We start from the raw sequence: 16589 nt of genomic DNA on the forward strand, positions 1-16589 counted from the left end.
GCCGCGCCGCCGGGCGCACGCCCGGCGGCGGCGCCCGTGTCGTCGACGAATACGCACACGAGCGGCCGGCCCGACGCCACCGCGCGCGTCAGCGCGGGCTGATCGGTCACGCGCAGATCGTCGCGGAACCAGACGATCGCGGGAGCAACGGACGACTTGGCGGACACGGGCACCTCGATGACGAAAGCAGGAAGAGACGCGTATTGTCGCGGCTGTGCCGCGCGGTGTCGATGTTCGGCACGCCGGCGGATCGACGACGGTCACGGCCGTCGCGCTCCCCCTGCCGCCCCCGGTGAAACGCCTTAGTCCATTCCGACGATTCTTCTCCGCATGCGCCGGCCTACGCTCGATGTCGGGTACGCCGCACGGCACCTGCCGGCCGATGCCGGCGCGGACCTTTCCGACTGCTGCGGCGCCCGGCCGGGCGCGCGGCCTCACCCGATACTCACCCCCAATTCACCCCCCTACTCACCCGATACGCCGCCATGACCAAACCCTCGAATCTCGTCACCTCGATCACCGTCGACATCGACGCACCGGCCTCCGTCGTATGGGAAGTGCTGACCGACTTCCCGCGCTACGGCGAATGGAACACGTTCTGCGTCGGCTTCGAAACGACCGGCAGGCTCGGCGATTTCGTGCACATGCAGGTGCGGATTCCCGGCGCGGAAACCGTGATTCCCGTCGACGAGATCCTCGTCGCGTGCGAACCGGAACGCCTGCTGTCGTGGGAGCAGCGCCCGACCGACGACAACAAGGACGCCGCGCGCCGCGACCAGTACATCGACGCGATCGGCGCGGAACGCTGCCGTTATTTCACGACCGACCAGTTCCTCGGCATCAACGCGGACACGATCATGCAGAACCACGGTGCTTGGGTGAAACAGGGTTTCGACCAATGCGCGCGCGACGTGAAGCGGCGCGCCGAAGCGCTCCATGCGGCACGCCGGCGCAACGGCGCGTGACCGGGAGCCGCCGATGCCCGATCTGCAAACGCTGTCCGACCATCACGACATCCGCGAGCTGATCGTCGCGTATTCAACCGCGATCGACGCGCGCGACTTCGACGCGCTCGACGCGGTATTCACGCCCGACGCGGCGATCGACTATCGCGCGATGGGCGGCATCGCGGGCCGTTATCCGGACGTGAAGGCGTGGCTGCGCACCGTGCTGCCGCGGTTTCCGCAGTACCAGCACCTGGTCGGCAACCTGTCGATCCGGCTCGACGGCGACACCGCGCGCGGCCGCACGATCTGCTTCAATCCGATGGAAGTGGCGCTGCCGGACGGCGGCACGCAGGTGATGTTTCTCGGGCTGTGGTACGTCGACCGGTTCGCGCGTACCGCGCTCGGCTGGCGCATCGTCGAGCGTGTCGAGGAGCGCTGCTACGGCCACAACGTGCCGGCCGCGCTCGCGGGCGCGACGGGTTGATCGCGCCGCAACCCGCCGGCCGCGATCCGCCGCCCGCGATGCGCACGCCGTGCGCGGGATGCACGGCGTGCGCGTCGCGGGCCGTAGCGTCAATCGAGCCGGAACGCCGCCTCGAACCGCTCGGCGAACGCGTCGAACTCGGTTTCCGGCAGATGATTGATGCCGCCCGCGCGCTTGCGCCCGCCGCCGGTCGGAAAACCGCGACAGAACTCGTCGGCGCCGAGCGGCCGGCCGTCGGGCACGCGCACGCTGACGACGAGCCCGCCGTCCGCGCGCGGCGACAACACCGCGAGCGCCGCATGCGGCGCGTTGCGCATCCGCTCGTTCGCGAGCATGCCCGTCGCGCGCCGCGCCCATGGATGATCGGGCATCCGGACCAGCGTCGCGCCGGGCACCTCGCGCAGCGGCGCGAGTGCGCACGCCCGTGCCATGTCGTCGCGATAGCCGTCGCGCAGCGCGGCAAACACGGCGGTCTCGCGCACGAACTCGAGCGGGTCGACGCACGGCAGCATCGCGTCGGCAAGTGCCGCCGGGTCGAAATGCAGATCGCCGACACACTCGCCGTACGCGTTGTAGTTCAGGTAGAGGCCCAGTTCGGCGAGCGTGTCGCGCTCCGCGTCGTCGATCCCGTGCTCGCGCGCGAGCGCGCCGCCGAGCGCCGGCAACTCGTCGCCGAATGCCGCGACGATCGCCCAGCGCACGTGCCGGCCGCCGAGATAACGGTTCACGATCGCGCTCGTGCAGACGTCGGCCGCCGTGTCGATATGCGCGTCGAAGCGCGGATCGTCGGGCAGCTCGCCCGCGAAGTGATGGTCGAAATAGCGGACCGTCGCGCCGTCGCGCAGCAGCCGCGCGCAGGCATCGCGATTCTGGTCGTGCGACACGTCGAGCACGGTGACGATGTCGCCCGCGCGCGCGTCGATCCGCTCGAGCAGCTTGATGTCGCGCTTCACGCCGGTCACGAGCGTGCCGCGCACGCCCTCCGCGAGCCGCAGTTGCTGAAGCGCGCACAGGCCGTCCGCGTCGCCGTTGAACGCAAGGAAGTGTCGTTCGTCGTGGTTGTCCTGCATGATCCTTTGCTCCGTCGTCAGGGCATGAAATCGCCGCCATTCGCGTCGAGCGTCGCGCCCGTCACCGCGTTCGCGTAGTCCGACGCGAGGAACAGCGCCGCGCGCGCGCAGTCGTCGTCGGTCGGCAGCTTCGCGAGCGCGATGTTCGACGCGACCGGCGCGATCACCTGCTCTTCCGTCATCCCGTATTCGGCCGCCGCCTGCCGGAAATACGTCCGGGTCGGCACGCCCCACATCCACCCCATGTGGATGCTGTTCGCGCGAATGCCGTGCACGCCGAGTTCGCGCGCCAGGTATTTTGCCGCAACGGCGAGCGCTCCCTTCGATACAGCGTAGCCGCCTTCCCCTGCAAACGGCTTGCGGGTCGCCTGCGTGTTGATCATCACGATCGCGCCGCGCTTGTGCCGCTTCATGTGCGGCACGACTTCCTGCGTAAGCGCCATCGTGCCGAACACGTTGGTGTCGAACACCGCGCGCCAGCCGTCGAGGTCGGCATCCTCCACCGGTTCGGGAAACCTGCCGTGCACGAATGCGCTGTTCACGAGCGCATCGATCCGGCCGAAGCGCTCGACGGCCTGCGTCGCGAGCTGCCGGCATTGCGCACGATCGGTGATGTCGGTCTTCACCTTCAGCACGTCGCAATCGACGCCGAGTGCACGGATCCGCGTTTCGGCGTCGTCGAGCTTTTCCGTCGTGCGCGCCGCGACGACCACGCCGCACGCGCCCTCGCGCGCGGCCTCGACGGCGAGCTTCACGCCGAGCCCCGGCCCGATCCCGGAAATCACGACGATCTTGTCCTTCAGCAACATGGCTTGTCTCCTGGTTGTCGTTGGTGTCGCGAGCCCGGCCGTCAGCCGGCCGCCCGCAGGTGCCGCGCGCGATACGCGGCGAAGTCGCGCGCGAGCTGCGCATCGGTGAAGCCGAAGCGCGCGATCGAATAGTCGTGCGCGGCACGCTTGTCGCGGCCGTTGCGCGCCATCCAGTCGGCCATCGCCGTGCGCCGCCGCGCATCGAGCGGCATGCCGGCAAACGCGTACACGGCCTCTGCCACGCCGAGCGGATTCGACACCGTGTCCTCGAAACGCACGTCGAGGAAGCGGCCGGCCGGCAGCGCATCGCGCGCGGCCATCGCGGCGCCGATCGCGCGTGCCATTCCGGCGTTCCACTGCGCGCCGACGGCAAGCGGATCGGGATCGTCCGCATACATCTGCCACAGCGTGTGCGCCATGCTGGCCATCGACGGAATCGTCTGCGCCGGGTCGCGGTGCGTGAGCACGACCTGCGCGCGCGGGAACACACGGCACAGCACGTCGAGCGCATGCAGGTGCTGCGGCGTCTTCAGCAGCCAGCGCGTGGCCGGCGCGACGCCGCGCCGCGCCTTCTGCCATTGCAGGAACTGCAGCATCCGCTTCAGGTACGTATAGACCGGCGTGAGATCCTGCCACGCGAGCCACGCCGTATAGCGCGGCACGTTGGCGTACGAGTCCATCGCGCACACGAACGAGTGCTCCATCAGCATGAACTCCTCGTCGGCGAGCATCGCGTCGAGCGGATGAATCGTCAGGATCTGCGGAATGCAGTCGATCATCGTCGCGACTTCGGCCTGCGCGCGGGCAATGCGCACCGCCGGCTCGGCCAGCGTCTCGCCCGCGAGCGGCGCCGGGTAGCGGGTCTCCCACCACGCGGCAGTATGGAAGCGCGGATCGACGGCCAGCAGCCGCTGCAGCAGCGTCGTGCCCGTGCGCGGCAGGCCGACGATCACGAGCGGATCGTCGATCGCGATGTCCGCGATTTCCGGATGGCGCCGGAAGTAATCCTCGACGACGAGCCGGTTCACGAGTTGCCCGACGAGCTTCTCGCGCATCATCGCCGCGCCGCGTTCGGACAGCCCAGCTTCGTCGATCAGCGACGCGCACATCACGTCGAGCGCCTCGCGATACGGTCCGTCGCCGAACGCGGTGAGCCCGCCCGTGCGCGACACGGCCTCGGCGAGCAATCCGCCGGCATCGAGCTGCGAGCGGACCAGGTCGATCGGCGCGTTCATGCGGCCTCCTTCAGCGCGGCGAGCTTCACGACCCGCGTGCGCGGATGCACCGGCTGCGCGGCGCCGACCCAGCGCCAGCAGATCGTGCCGGTGCGATGCCCGGCCGTATCGAGCCAGTTCGCGTCGCCCGGCCGCGCGGCCGCGACGACCACCGTCACGCCACCATCCGCATTCCGGCGTGCGCCGTGCTTGTTCACGCAGATATCGAAGTGCCGGTAATCGAGCGACTCCATCCAGTAGTTGTTGAGCTGCACGTTCCAGAAATCGCAGTCGGGCACCGTGTCGACGTCGATCACGAGCGCCTCGTCGTCGGCCAGCTCCCAGCACGAGTGGTAGTAGTAGATGTTCGGGTCGCCGCCGACCGACTGGCACAGCGCCTGGTCGGCGGGCGGCAGCGCGTTCACGTGCGACCGGTAGCCCGCGGCCCAGTCGGCGAACAGCTTCGCCGTCTGCTCGACGAACTGCGCGGCACGCGTGAGGCCGCCCTGCAGCACGAGCGGATCGAGCGGCGCCGGGCGGTCGTGCGCGCCGATGCGTTCGATCTTCAGTTGCGCGGGCGTCTCCGTGCGCCGGTCGAGGAATGTCTGGCGCACCAGCAACGCGTTGGTGCCGGGCTCCATGCGTACCCAGTTGCCCGCGCGCGGTGTCTCGCCGAGCACGATCTCGAAGCTGCCGTCCGGTGCGATCTCGAGCTGCTTCGCATCGAGAAAGCCCGTCTGCAGCATCTTGCCGTCGGTCTCGTAGCCGCCCTTCTGCGTGCCGAAGCTCAGGTAGGCCACCGTGCCGCGCCGCCCCGTCACGCGGTATTCGCAACGGCCGTCGAGCCGCGCGTACTGGTACAGGTTGTCGGGATTGTCGGCGCCGATCTTCGCGGTCTCGTGCGACGGCGAGAAAAAGCCGGGCCACGCGCCGTCCGCGAATTCGACGTGCATTTCGAGCGCGATGCGCATCAGCCGGCTCAGGTAACGGAAGCCTTCCGCGCGTGTCAGTGGATCGTCCGGCGCCTCGGCGCGCAGGATCTGCTCGCCGCTGCGTTTCAGGGTGTCGCAGAAATCGGCCCAGGTCTGGCCCGAAAGCAGTTGCGTGGCACGTGTGTCGTCCGTCATGTGTCGTCTCCGCCGATGGTCGAGCGCTCACCTTAAGCGCCGGCGTCGCGCACCTCTTCGTCCGGGTGGACTAAGGAAAGATCCGCTCCACCGCCGTGCCGCGGTTTAGTCCACCCGGACGAAGAGCGGCATGCCGCTCGCTCGATACCGTTGGCGTCATGCACGAAACGCCGCACATGTCGCGCGGCGCCGGCATGAAACAAGGAGACGAACGATGTTGACCCACTTGGAGCGACTGGAGGCCGAAAGCATCCACATCATGCGCGAGGTGGTGGCCGAGAGCGAGAACCCGGTGATGCTGTATTCGATCGGCAAGGACAGCTCGGTCATGCTGCATCTCGCGATGAAGGCGTTCTACCCGGCGAAGCCGCCCTTTCCGCTGCTGCACGTCGATACGACGTGGAAATTCCGCGAGATGATCGCGTTTCGCGACGAGACGGCCGCGCGCCTCGGCCTCGACCTGCGCGTGCACGTGAACCCCGACGGCCTCGCGAACGACATCAATCCGTTCGCGCACGGCTCGGCCATGCACACCGACGTGTGGAAGACGCAGGGGCTCAAGCAGGCGCTCGATCATTACGGCTTCGATGCCGCGTTCGGCGGTGCGCGCCGTGACGAGGAGAAATCGCGCGCGAAGGAACGCATCGTGTCGCTGCGCTCCGAGCAGCACCGCTGGGACCCGAAGCGCCAGCGCCCCGAACTCTGGTCGCTGTACAACGCGCGCAAGCGCAAGGGCGAAAGCCTGCGCGTGTTCCCGATCTCGAACTGGACCGAGCTCGACATCTGGCAGTACATCCAGCTTCACGACATCCCGATCGTGCCGCTCTACTTCGCGAAGGAGCGGCCCGTCGTCGAACGCGACGGCACGCTGATCATGGTCGACGACGAACGCCTGCCGCTGCGCCAAGGCGAAGTGCCGCAGATGCGCAAGGTGCGCTTTCGCACGCTCGGCTGTTATCCGCTGACGGGCGCGATCGACAGCGATGCGAGCTCGCTCGACGACATCCTTCGGGAAATGCGCGAGACGCGCACGTCGGAACGACAAGGACGCCTGATCGACAGCGATTCGGCCGGCTCGATGGAGAAGAAGAAACAGGAGGGATATTTCTGATGGCACACGTTCTCACCGCGCCCGAGGCACACGCACACGCGACGCCCAACATGCACGCCGACGATGCGCAGACGAAGGACCTGCTGCGCTTCATCACGTGCGGCAGCGTCGACGACGGCAAGAGCACGCTGATCGGCCGCCTGCTCTACGAATCGAACATGCTGTTCGACGACCAGCTCACGCAGCTCGAAGCCGATTCGAAGAAGGTCGGCACGCAGGGCGGCGAGCTCGATTTCGCGCTGCTCGTCGACGGCCTGTCGGCCGAGCGCGAACAAGGGATCACGATCGACGTCGCGTACCGCTTCTTCGCGACCGCGCGCCGCAAGTTCATCGTCGCGGACACGCCCGGCCACGAGCAGTACACGCGCAACATGATCACCGGCGCGTCGACCGCCGATCTCGCCGTGATCCTGATCGACGCGCGCAAGGGCGTGCTCACGCAGACGCGCCGTCATAGCCATCTCGTCGCGCTGATCGGCATCAGGCGCGTGGTGCTCGCGATCAACAAGATGGACCTGGTCGACTACGACCGGGCCGTGTTCGAGCGCATCGACGCCGACTATCGCGCGTTCGCGGCCGAGCTCGGGCTGGCGGAGATCGTCAGCATCCCGATGTCGGCGCTGCGCGGCGACAACGTGATCGCGCCGGGCACGCGGATGCCGTGGTACGCGGGCCCGACGCTGATGCAGCATCTCGACACGCTGCCGCTCGCCGCGCGCGTGACGCGCGACGAGCCGTTCCGGCTGCCGGTGCAGTGGGTCAACCGCCCGCACCTGAATTTCCGCGGCTACGCGGGCAGCATCGCATCGGGCGAGATTCGCGTCGGCGAGCGCGTGCGCGTGCTGCCGTCCGGCAAGGAGAGCCGCGTCGCATCGCTGATCACGCAACGCGGCGAAAGCGACATCGCGCACGCCGGCGACGCGGTGACGCTCACGCTCGCCGACGAGATCGACATCAGCCGCGGCGACATGATCGCGCGCGCGGATGCGCCGCCCGAGGTGGCCGACCAGTTCGAGGCGACGCTCGTGTGGATGCACGACGCGCCGCTGCTGCCCGGCCGCCCGTATCTCGTGAAACTCGGCACGCAGACGGTCGGCGCGACCTGCGCGACGCCGAAGTACAAGGTCGACGTGAACACGCGCGAGCATCTCGCGGCGCGCACGCTCGCGCTCAACGAAATCGGCGTGTGCAACCTGAGCTTCGACCGGCCCGTGGCGTTCGATCCGTACGACCGCAACCGCCACACGGGCGGCTTCATCGTGATCGACCGCTTCACCAACGACACGGTTGGTGCCGGGATGCTGCACTTCGCGCTGCGCCGCGCGCACAACGTGCACTGGCAGGCCGTCGACGTCGACCGCGCCGCGCGTGCCGCGCAGAAAGCGCAGACGCCGCGCATCGTGTGGCTGACGGGGCTGTCGGGCGCCGGCAAATCGACGATCGCGAACCTCGTCGAGAAGCGGCTGCACGCGCTCGGCAAGCACACGTACCTGCTCGACGGCGACAACGTGCGGCACGGGCTCAATCGCGATCTCGGCTTCACCGAGGCCGATCGCGTGGAGAACATCCGGCGCGTCGCCGAAGTCGCGCGGCTGATGCTCGACGCGGGGCTCATCACGCTCGTGTCGTTCATCTCGCCGTTCCGCTCGGAACGCGAGATGGCGCGTGCGCTCGCCGGCCCCGACGAGTTCGTCGAGGTGTTCGTCGACACGCCGCTCGCGGTCGCCGAGGAGCGCGACCCGAAGGGCCTGTACAAGAAGGCGCGGCGCGGCGAGCTGAAGCATTTCACGGGCATCGATTCGCCGTACGAGCCGCCCGCGCGGCCCGAACTGCGCGTCGATACGGTCGCCGAGTCCCCTGACGAAGCGGCCGGGCGCATCGTCGCTTACCTGCTGCGCGAGCGCGCGGCGTAGGCGCCGCAGGCGGGCAGCCCGGCGGCTGCCCGCCTGCCCGCCCGGGCGCGCCGCCTCCTCCGTTCGGACGACGCGGGCCGCCGGGCGGCCGGTATGCTGGCTCGGGAACCCTACCCCCGATCCAGGAGAACACGAGCATGCCCATCGCGCTGGCACCCGGCGATCCGGCCGCGCACGACGGCTTCGACGACGCGGCGTGGACGGCGCGCGAACTCAGCGCGTGGCTCGGGCTCGTCTATCAGGGCCCGTCGGAAGCGACCCCGTGGGCCGGCTTCCTCGAAGCGGTCCGCGTGCGGCTCGACGCGCGCTTCACGACACTGGTGCTGCGCAACCCGGGCGGCGCACGGCACGGGCTCATCATCAACGCGTCGGCGCACGGCCCGCTGCTGCCCGGCGAGCCGTCGTACAGCGAGCAGTTCTATGCGCTGTGCCCGTTTCTCGATCAGCCGCCCGGCCAGGTCTTCACGGCCGACCGGCTGTTCGGCGAAACCGCGTGGCGCGCGCACGATTTCTACCGACAGTATCTACAGCCGCTCGACCTGCGCTACATCCTCGGCGCGAACCTGCGCGGCGAACGCGGCGTCGAATGCGCGTTCTTCGTGAGCCGCGCGCACGGCGGGCGGGACTTCGACGCGGCCGAACGCGCGCAGGTCGCGACGCTGCTGCCGCACCTGCAGCGGGCAGTCGAACTGCACGCGGCGTTCGACGTGCTCGACGCCGAACGCGCGCTGTACGCGGGCACCGTCGACCGGCTCGATGTCGGCACCGCGATCGTCGACGAGGACGGCCGCGTGATCAAGCGCAACCGCATCGCCGAGCGGCTGATCGAGCAGCAGGACGGGCTGTGCGTGCGCCACGAGCGGCTCCACGCCTCGTGCCCGCTCGACGAGCGCCGGCTGCAGAAGGCGTTGCAGGCCGCGCTCGAGCATTTCCGCGCGGGCGCGCTCGCCCGCATCGAAGCCACCACGCTGTCGCGCCCCGGCGGCGCGATGCCGTTGAGCGTGCTGCTGCGCCCGCTCGCGCCCTACCGCGGTGCCGAGGACCGCCGGCACCGGCCGGCCGTCGCGGTGTTCGTGCGCGATCCCGTGTCGTCGCCGCAGACGTCGCGCGACATGCTGCACCGGCTGTTCCGGCTCACGCCGATGGAAACCGAAATCGCGCTGCTGCTCGTCGACGGGTTGACGCTCGACGAGGCTGCCGCCGCGACCGGCATCACGAAGAACACCGCGCGTGCGCACCTGCGCGGCATCTTCGCGAAAACGGGCGCAACGCGGCAGGCCGTGCTCGTGAAGACGCTGCTCAACAGCGTCGTGTCGATGGCGTAGCGGCCGCGAGAGTAACCGCCGGACGGGTTGCCGGGGAGCGCACCACGCGCGCGAATCACCACCGGGTACCCCGGCCACTGGTACGCACTCGTTTCATGTCATATGTCATCAGACATTGAAAACTGCCCGACGGATCTCGTGAAATTCCCCAATATCTGAGAAATTCCCGGGTAAACCCGCGACGTCTTCACCGGCACTCAGGCGTACCATGTCATACGACGACATACTACACAGCCCCGCCCGACTGGAGACACGCTTGAACCCGCCCTCGCCCTCCCTGCCCGGACGCGACCCGCTCGCGTCCGCCGTCTCGAAAGTGAAGTGGCATGTACTGCCGCTCGTGCTGATCATGTTCATCGCGAACTACATCGACCGCGTGAACGTCGGCTTCGTCGACCGCCACCTCGAAGCGTCGATCGGTATCGGCGCGGCCGCGTACGGCCTCGGTGCCGGGTTGTTCTTCGTCGGCTACGCGCTGTTCGAGGTGCCGTCGAACCTGCTGATGCAACGCTACGGCGCCCGCGTGTGGCTCGCGCGGATCATGGCGACGTGGGGCATCGTCGCGGCCGCGATGGCGTTCGTGTGGAACGACACGTCGTTCTATGCCCTGCGCTTCCTGCTCGGCGCGGCCGAGGCCGGTTTCTTTCCCGGCGTCGTGCTGTACCTGTCGCAATGGCTGCCGCCGCAGGAGCGCGGCAAGGCGATGGCGATCTTCCTCGGCGGCTCCGCGTTCGCGTCGGTGCTGTCCGGGCCCGTCACCGGTGCGCTGCTGTCGATCCGCGGCTTCGGCCTCGAAGGCTGGCAGTGGATGTTCCTGATCGAAGGGCTGTTCTCCGTCGCGCTGTGCGGCGCGAGCTGGCTGCTGCTGAAATCGCACATCCGCGACGCGACGTGGCTCACGGCCGAGGAACGCACGGCGCTGCAGAACGCGCTCGACGAAGAACGCGCGACGCGCGACGTGCGCTCGAACGTGCCGGTGCGCGCCACCGCGCTGCTGCGCGATCCGCAGATCGTGCTGTTCTGCTTCCTGTATTTCTCGATCCAGCTGACGATCTACGCGGCGACGTTCTGGCTGCCGACGATCATCCGCAAGATGGGCGGCCTCACCGATTTCCAGGTCGGCCTGTACAACACGATTCCGTGGATGATCGCGATCGGCGCGATGTACGGCTTCGCGGTGCTGTCGTCGAAATGGAAACATCCGCAGCGCTGGCTCGCGTTCGCGCTCGTGCTCGCCGCGTGCGGGCTGTTCGCGTCGACGTCGCACGATCCGGCCTGGTCGTTCGCGTCGATCTGCTTCGCCGCACTCGGCTTCAAGGCCGCGGCGTCACTGTTCTGGCCGATCCCGCAGGGCTATCTCGACACGCGCGTGGCCGCGGCCGTGATCGCGCTGATCAACTCGGTCGGCAACCTCGGCGGCTTCGTCGCGCCGACGGCCTTCGGTTATCTGAAGCAACATACGGGTTCGATCACGGGCGGGCTGTATGCGCTCGCGATCGCTTCGCTCGTCGCCGCCGTGGCCGCGCTGTTCGCGCGCACGCACCGGCGCAGCGATCCGCCGCGCGGCCTGCCGGCCGACACCGCCCTGACGAACGCATCGATACTCCGCCATGCCGAACACTGACCGCCTGACCGTCGTCGTCTCGAACGCCGCCGACGCCGACCTCGCCACGTTCTCCCTCGCGGCCGACGGCACGCTCGCGCCGCTCGCCCGCTATCCCGCGGCCGACGTCGCGATGCCGATCGCCGTGCAGGCCGACCGCGCGCGGCTCTATGTCGCGACGCGCGGCGAACAGCCGACGATCGTCGCGTTCCGCGTCGTGCCGGCCACCGGCGCGCTCGTGCGCATCGGCGCGACCGCGATCGACGCGAGCCATGCATACCTGTCGCTCGACCGCAGCGGCCGCTGGCTGCTCGGTGCATCGTACGGCGGAAATTCGCTGAGCCTCTACGACGCCGCGCGCGTGCGCGACGGCGACGGCACGCCGCTGCAGGTCGTGGGCGGCATCGCGAACGCGCACTCGGTGATCGTGTCGCCGGACAACCGTTTCGCCTATGTCAGCTCGCTCGGATCGGATCGCGTGTTCAGCTTCGCGCTGATCGAGGACGCGGCCGGCCTGCGCGCGCTCGAACACGGCGAAACGCGCGTGCCGGCCGGGTTCGGCCCGCGCCACCTGCAGTTCGCGCGCGACGGCCGAACGCTCGTCGTCGTCAGCGAATTCCAGGCCACGCTCGCCACGTTCGCGTGCGACCCCGACACCGGCCGGCTCGGCGAGGTGCACGTGAGTGCGCGCCATCCGGCCGTCGCCGAACTCGCGCCGGGCCATGCGCGGCCGCCCGCGCCCGCCGAGCCCTCCGTCTGGGCCGCCGACCTGCACCTGAGCCCCGACGGGCGTTTCGCCTACGTCAGCGAACGCACGTCGAGCCGCCTGCTCTGCTATCGCCGCACCGCTGACGGCACGTTCGAGCCCGCGCACGCAACGGCCACCGAGACGCAGCCGCGCGGGTTCGCGATCGACCCGTCGGGGCGCTGGCTCGTCGCGTGCGGCGAACAGTCGGAATACGTGTCGGTGTATGCGATCTCGCAGGACGACGGCGCGCTGTCGCCGCACGCACGCGTGCCGGGCGGCCGCGGCGCGAACTGGGTCGAGATCGTCTGAAGAAGGGATACGTGGAGCATGAAGCGGCAGTCCCGCCACGCGGGCCGGCGCATGCCCGCGTTCAGCGCCGCTCGCTCGGCGCGACACCCGTCCAGCGCTTGAACGCACGCGTGAAGTTCGCGCGATCCGTATAACCGACGCGCGCGGCGATCTCGTCCACCGGCAGCCGCGTTCCCTCGAGCAGCCGCAGCGCGTCGCGCAACCGGATCTCGTCGAGCAGCGTCGAATAGGTCGCACCGTATTCGGCGAGCTTGCGCTTGAGCGTACGCGCCGATACATGCAGCTCGCGCGCGACGTCGTCGACCGCCGGATAGCCGCCCTCGCCGCAGATCAGCAGGTTGCGCACACGCTCGACGATGCTTTCCGCATAACCGAGCCGCGCGAGTTCGGCCTCGCACTGCTGCACGATCATCTGCGCGGTGTGCGCGTTCGCGGTGCCGATCGGTTCGTCGAGCAGCGCGGCATCGCAACGGATGCGGTTCGCGCTCGCGTCGAAATGGCAGCGCGGCAGCCGCGCGCGATAACGCTCGAACCACGGCGGCTCGGGCCATTCGAAATGGAGTTCGGCGCGCGACTGCAACGTGCGTCCCGGCACCGGATACAGCAGCGAATTGAACAGGATCGCCGTCTCGACCAGGAAGTTCTCGACCGCGAACTGCCGCAGCCGGCCGAGCGGAAACGCTTCGAGCACGTCGATGTCGACGGTTCCGTCGAGCCGCGCGAGCCGCACCGAGAAGAACGGCACGCGCGTCGGCAGGTAGCGGATGCCGAGCGAGATCGCCTCGCCGAGCGTCGCGCAGCTCATCAGCCCGAAGCCGATCAGTCCCGCTTTCGTCAGGCTGCTGCGCAGGCCGATCTCGATCGCGATCGACGGATCGCCCGTCGCGTCGAGCAGGTTGAACACGATCGCCGCCTGTTGCAGCGGCGTGATGCGCGCATCGGGCTGCGCGAGCCGGTCGCGCTCGACACCCGAGCCCGCGAGAATGCGTCCGCCGTCGATACCGCGCTCCTCGGCCAGCATCAGCATGAACAGCGCATACGCGGACGACACCGTCGCCTTGTTCAACTGGCGCGCGGCATCCGGGACGGACAGGGCCATGCGGAGGACTCCGGAGCGGTTTCGGCGGATTGTAGCGCCGCTGGCCCGCAATGACACCGGGGCGAGACTCTAGCCGCGCCGGCCGGCCGACGTGGCCCGAAATGACACCGCCATTGGCACCCGCGGCCCTCGCGGGCGGCCCGGTGCGCGCCTATGCTTGTCACATCGGCATAACGCCCCACTCTTTCCGCAGGAATCCGGTCGATGAGCCAACCCGCACGAACCGCCTTTCGCCACGACGCGGACAAGGTCGCGTACGTCCGCCGCGAGGTCAACGCCGCGAGCGACGCGATCCGCGCGCGCTTTCCGCTGCTCGACAACCAGAACCTCGTCGGCGCGACCGTGATGGCCGTGTCGGTGAGCGCGATGCTCGCGATCGCCTGGCTGTATGCGCGCGGGGCGATCGCGTGGTACGTCGCGCTGCCGCTCGCCGCGTTCGTCACGTCGCTGATCCACGAGCTCGAGCACGACCTGATCCACCTGATGTACTTCAAGAAGACGCCGTGGGCCTATCACCTGATGATGGCGCTGTGCTGGCTCACGCGGCCCGGCACGATCAACCCGTGGACGCGGCGGCGCATGCACCTGCATCACCACAAGGTGTCGGGCGGCGAATCGGATCTCGAGGAATTCGGCATCACCAACGGCGAGCGCTGGGGCGTGAAGCGCCTGCTGATGATCGCCGACGGCATGCTCGCCGTCGTGCTGCGGCCGGCCGCGATGCGCCGCAAGGTCAAGCAGTACGTGGCCGCTCAGCCGGTGCAGGCCCCGTCCGAACGCTTGCAGTTGCGCGTCGAGCAGGTGTCGTCGTACATGCCGGTCGGTCACGTGTATTACGTGCTGTGGCATGCGTTCATCGTCTATCACGCCGGCCTGTTCGCGCTGCATGCGTTCGGCTACGCGGTGACGGTGCCGGCCATCGTCGCGCGCGTGATGAGCGTCGTCGATTTCCTGGCCGTGGTGTGGCTCGGGCCGAACTTCGTGCGCAGCTTCTGCATCAACTTCGTCAGCTCGAACATGCATTACTTCGGCGATATCGATTCACGCAACGTGATCCAGCAGACGCAGGTGCTCAACCCGTGGTGGATGCTGCCGTTCCAGCTGTTCTGCTTCAACTTCGGCAGCACGCATGCGATCCATCACTTCGTGGTGCGCGACCCGTTCTACATTCGCCAGCTGACCGCGCGCACCGCGCATGCGGCGCTGCGTGAAGTCGGCGTGCGCTTCAACGACGTCGGCACCTTCGCGCGTGCGAATCGCTGGGGCCCGCATCGACCGTCGCGCCGCGCTCGCCACGCGCAAGCCGACGCGTGATGTAAGACCGGCGCCGCGCCGGCTCAGCCGCCGATCGGCGGCATCGGCCCTTGCCCGCGGATCCACGACCAGTTCGCGAGCTCGGCCATTTCCTTGTCGCCGCGGCTGTCGCCGTACGCGAACAGCTGTTTCGGCGGCCGGTTGCCCCACCACCCGCGCAGCCGCACGACCTTCTGCGGCCCCCAGCAGTTTTCGCCGTCGAGCCGGCCGGCAAACGTGCCGCGCTCGAACGCGAGCCGCGTCGCGAGCACCGCATCGAAGCCGGCCGTCTTCGCCCACTTCTCCAGGTACAGCGACGGCGACGCACTCACCAGCACGACTTCATGCCCGCGTGCCCGGTGCTCGCGAATGCGTTCGAGCATTTCCGGACGCACGAGGCCCGGCAAGTAGGTGTCGACGAACGTGCGTGCCTGCGCATCGAGCGCGTCCTCGCGCACGGGCCCGAACGCGAACGACGCGAACTTCGCTTTCGCATCGCCACGCGACAGCAGCCCGGCCTTCATCGCGACGATCCACGGCAATGCACGCAGCCCGGCCCATGCGAAGCGCGGCGTGCCGACCGCATAGCGGACGAAATGGCGAAAGCTGTCGGTCGTCGTGATGGTGCCGTCGAAATCGAATGCGGCAACGATGCGGTCGGTCATGGAGAATCGGCGGGAAAGCAATGAGATGCCCGGGAAGATAGCAGACTCGCGCCGGTGCACGTTAAATGGCGTGACGTGGCGCGGCGCGCGCATTCGTGCGCTTCGCGCCCTATGCGCCGTTCGCTCAGCGCTGCGGCCGCGCCGCCAGCGCCGCCGGCAGCACGACGTTCATCAGGTGATCGGCGCGCGACAGCAGATCGGTCACGCGCTCGTCGAGCCCGCGCAATTGCGCGGGTTGCATGCGGATCTGCTGCACCGCCTGCCCGACGATGTTGCGGCGGTCGAACAGCGTGCGCTCGACGCCCGCATCGTCCGGTGCGCGCACGACGTCCGACACCGCGCTCAGCGCCGCGAGCACGACCACGAGATTTTCCTCCGCATGGCGAACCTTCGCGGCGAGTTCCTCGGTGCGGCGCGGAAAGAAGCCGAGCGACTGCTTGAGCGCACCGAGCGCCGCTCGATAATCGACATGCCCGGCGGACCCGCCGAACCAGCGTTCGAACATGCCGGCCTTGCGCGTCGCCTGCGCGAGCATGCCGGCCATCATGTCGGCCGCGCCGAGTTCGTTGAATTCGCGCGTGGTGGCCGCGACGGCTTCGACGAGGTTGCCCGCCGCCTCCAGCGCGCCGTCGCCGATCGTCGCGACCGTCGTGAGCTTCAGCGGCACCAGTTGCCGGATGTGCCGCTCGATGCGCGGCGCGTAGTCGGGGTAGAGATTCGGGAAGCTGGCCTGCGCGGCGCGGAAGCATGCTTCGAGCTGCGGATGGTTCGACTCGCCGAACACCGCGCGGCCGACCGCCTCGGCCGGCGCGGTGCGCACGGGCCTGTCGGGCGCCGGCCCGAAGTCGAGCGCCTGCGGTGCCGGCCGCTCG

The 16589-nt window shown here is 68.9% G+C and carries 16 protein-coding genes; 8 read left to right on the plus strand and 8 right to left on the minus strand.

Annotation, left to right across the window (positions count from 1 at the left end):
* Window positions 1-167 (minus strand): deoxyribodipyrimidine photo-lyase (locus L810_RS46065; protein ID WP_162175306.1); only part of this gene is annotated, 167 nt, incomplete at its 3' end.
* A 318-nt stretch (window positions 168-485) separates the two neighbouring features.
* Between L810_RS46065 and L810_RS32320 the strand changes: the two genes are divergently transcribed.
* Together L810_RS32320 and L810_RS32325 are read left to right on the plus strand one after the other, a co-directional pair.
* The gene (locus L810_RS32320; protein ID WP_021162433.1) at window positions 486-965 is read left to right on the plus strand and encodes an SRPBCC domain-containing protein; all 480 of its coding nucleotides are present in this window, start codon (window positions 486-488) and stop codon (window positions 963-965) included.
* A 13-nt stretch (window positions 966-978) separates the two neighbouring features.
* Window positions 979-1431 carry a nuclear transport factor 2 family protein gene (locus L810_RS32325; protein WP_021162434.1) on the plus strand — a complete coding sequence of 151 codons (453 nt, stop codon included), beginning with the start codon at window positions 979-981 and terminating at the stop codon, window positions 1429-1431.
* An 89-nt stretch (window positions 1432-1520) separates the two neighbouring features.
* Here the strand turns inward: L810_RS32325 and L810_RS32330 are convergent, their stop codons facing one another.
* From L810_RS32330 to L810_RS32345, 4 genes are read right to left on the minus strand one after another with little or no spacing between them, the layout of a single operon-like run.
* Window positions 1521-2501: a hypothetical protein gene (locus L810_RS32330; protein WP_021162435.1), complete on the minus strand. Its 981-nt coding sequence runs from the start codon at window positions 2499-2501 to the stop codon at window positions 1521-1523.
* 17 nt (window positions 2502-2518) lie between these two features.
* Entirely contained in the window at window positions 2519-3310 is a 792-nt protein-coding gene (locus L810_RS32335; protein ID WP_021162436.1) for an SDR family oxidoreductase, read from the minus strand.
* Between the two features lie 41 nt (window positions 3311-3351).
* A complete protein-coding gene (locus L810_RS32340; protein WP_021162437.1) occupies window positions 3352-4545 on the minus strand; it encodes a sulfotransferase family protein in 1194 nt (397 codons plus the stop codon).
* Window positions 4542-5651: a DUF1214 domain-containing protein gene (locus L810_RS32345; RefSeq protein WP_021162438.1), complete on the minus strand. Its 1110-nt coding sequence runs from the start codon at window positions 5649-5651 to the stop codon at window positions 4542-4544. Before L810_RS32345 ends, L810_RS32340 begins: the two co-directional genes overlap by 4 nt.
* Before the next feature lie 130 nt (window positions 5652-5781).
* Here L810_RS32345 and cysD point away from each other — a divergent pair, with 130 nt between their 5' ends.
* The 5 genes from cysD to L810_RS32370 all read left to right on the plus strand — a co-directional run bounded on the left by cysD (window position 5782) and on the right by L810_RS32370 (window position 12660).
* Window positions 5782-6762, plus strand: a complete 981-nt coding sequence (gene cysD, locus L810_RS32350) for a sulfate adenylyltransferase subunit CysD (RefSeq protein WP_257009011.1) — start codon at window positions 5782-5784, stop codon at window positions 6760-6762.
* Complete coding sequence (cysN, locus tag L810_RS32355; RefSeq protein WP_021162440.1) at window positions 6762-8675, plus strand: sulfate adenylyltransferase subunit CysN; 1914 nt, start codon at window positions 6762-6764, stop codon at window positions 8673-8675. The genes cysD and cysN overlap by 1 nt, the downstream gene beginning before the upstream one ends.
* A gap of 137 nt (window positions 8676-8812) precedes the next feature.
* The gene (locus tag L810_RS32360; RefSeq protein WP_021162441.1) at window positions 8813-10000 is read left to right on the plus strand and encodes a helix-turn-helix transcriptional regulator; all 1188 of its coding nucleotides are present in this window, start codon (window positions 8813-8815) and stop codon (window positions 9998-10000) included.
* Between the two features lie 208 nt (window positions 10001-10208).
* Complete coding sequence (locus L810_RS32365; protein ID WP_051392358.1) at window positions 10209-11624, plus strand: MFS transporter; 1416 nt, start codon at window positions 10209-10211, stop codon at window positions 11622-11624.
* The gene (locus L810_RS32370; protein ID WP_042977038.1) at window positions 11611-12660 is read left to right on the plus strand and encodes a lactonase family protein; all 1050 of its coding nucleotides are present in this window, start codon (window positions 11611-11613) and stop codon (window positions 12658-12660) included. The genes L810_RS32365 and L810_RS32370 overlap by 14 nt, the downstream gene beginning before the upstream one ends.
* Window positions 12661-12721: 61 nt before the next feature.
* On the opposite strand, the gene L810_RS32375 is transcribed toward L810_RS32370, so the two are convergent.
* The gene (locus L810_RS32375; protein ID WP_021162442.1) at window positions 12722-13759 is read right to left on the minus strand and encodes an AraC family transcriptional regulator; all 1038 of its coding nucleotides are present in this window, start codon (window positions 13757-13759) and stop codon (window positions 12722-12724) included.
* A gap of 204 nt (window positions 13760-13963) precedes the next feature.
* On the opposite strand from L810_RS32375, the gene L810_RS32380 reads away from it, so the two are divergent.
* On the plus strand, window positions 13964-15073 hold the full coding sequence (locus tag L810_RS32380; RefSeq protein WP_021162443.1) for a fatty acid desaturase: 1110 nt from the start codon (window positions 13964-13966) through the stop codon (window positions 15071-15073).
* A gap of 23 nt (window positions 15074-15096) precedes the next feature.
* On the opposite strand, the gene L810_RS32385 is transcribed toward L810_RS32380, so the two are convergent.
* Window positions 15097-15717 (minus strand): HAD family hydrolase, encoded by a 621-nt coding sequence (locus L810_RS32385; RefSeq protein WP_021162444.1) that lies wholly within the window; start codon window positions 15715-15717, stop codon window positions 15097-15099.
* A 124-nt stretch (window positions 15718-15841) separates the two neighbouring features.
* Window positions 15842-16589, minus strand: a 748-nt coding sequence (locus L810_RS48170; protein WP_042977040.1) for a hypothetical protein, incomplete at its 5' end; no start/stop codon positions are given.

Origin of the sequence: Burkholderia sp. AU4i, from assembly GCF_000466765.1 — a bacterium.
GTDB classification, from domain to species: Bacteria; Pseudomonadota; Gammaproteobacteria; order Burkholderiales; family Burkholderiaceae; genus Burkholderia; species Burkholderia cepacia.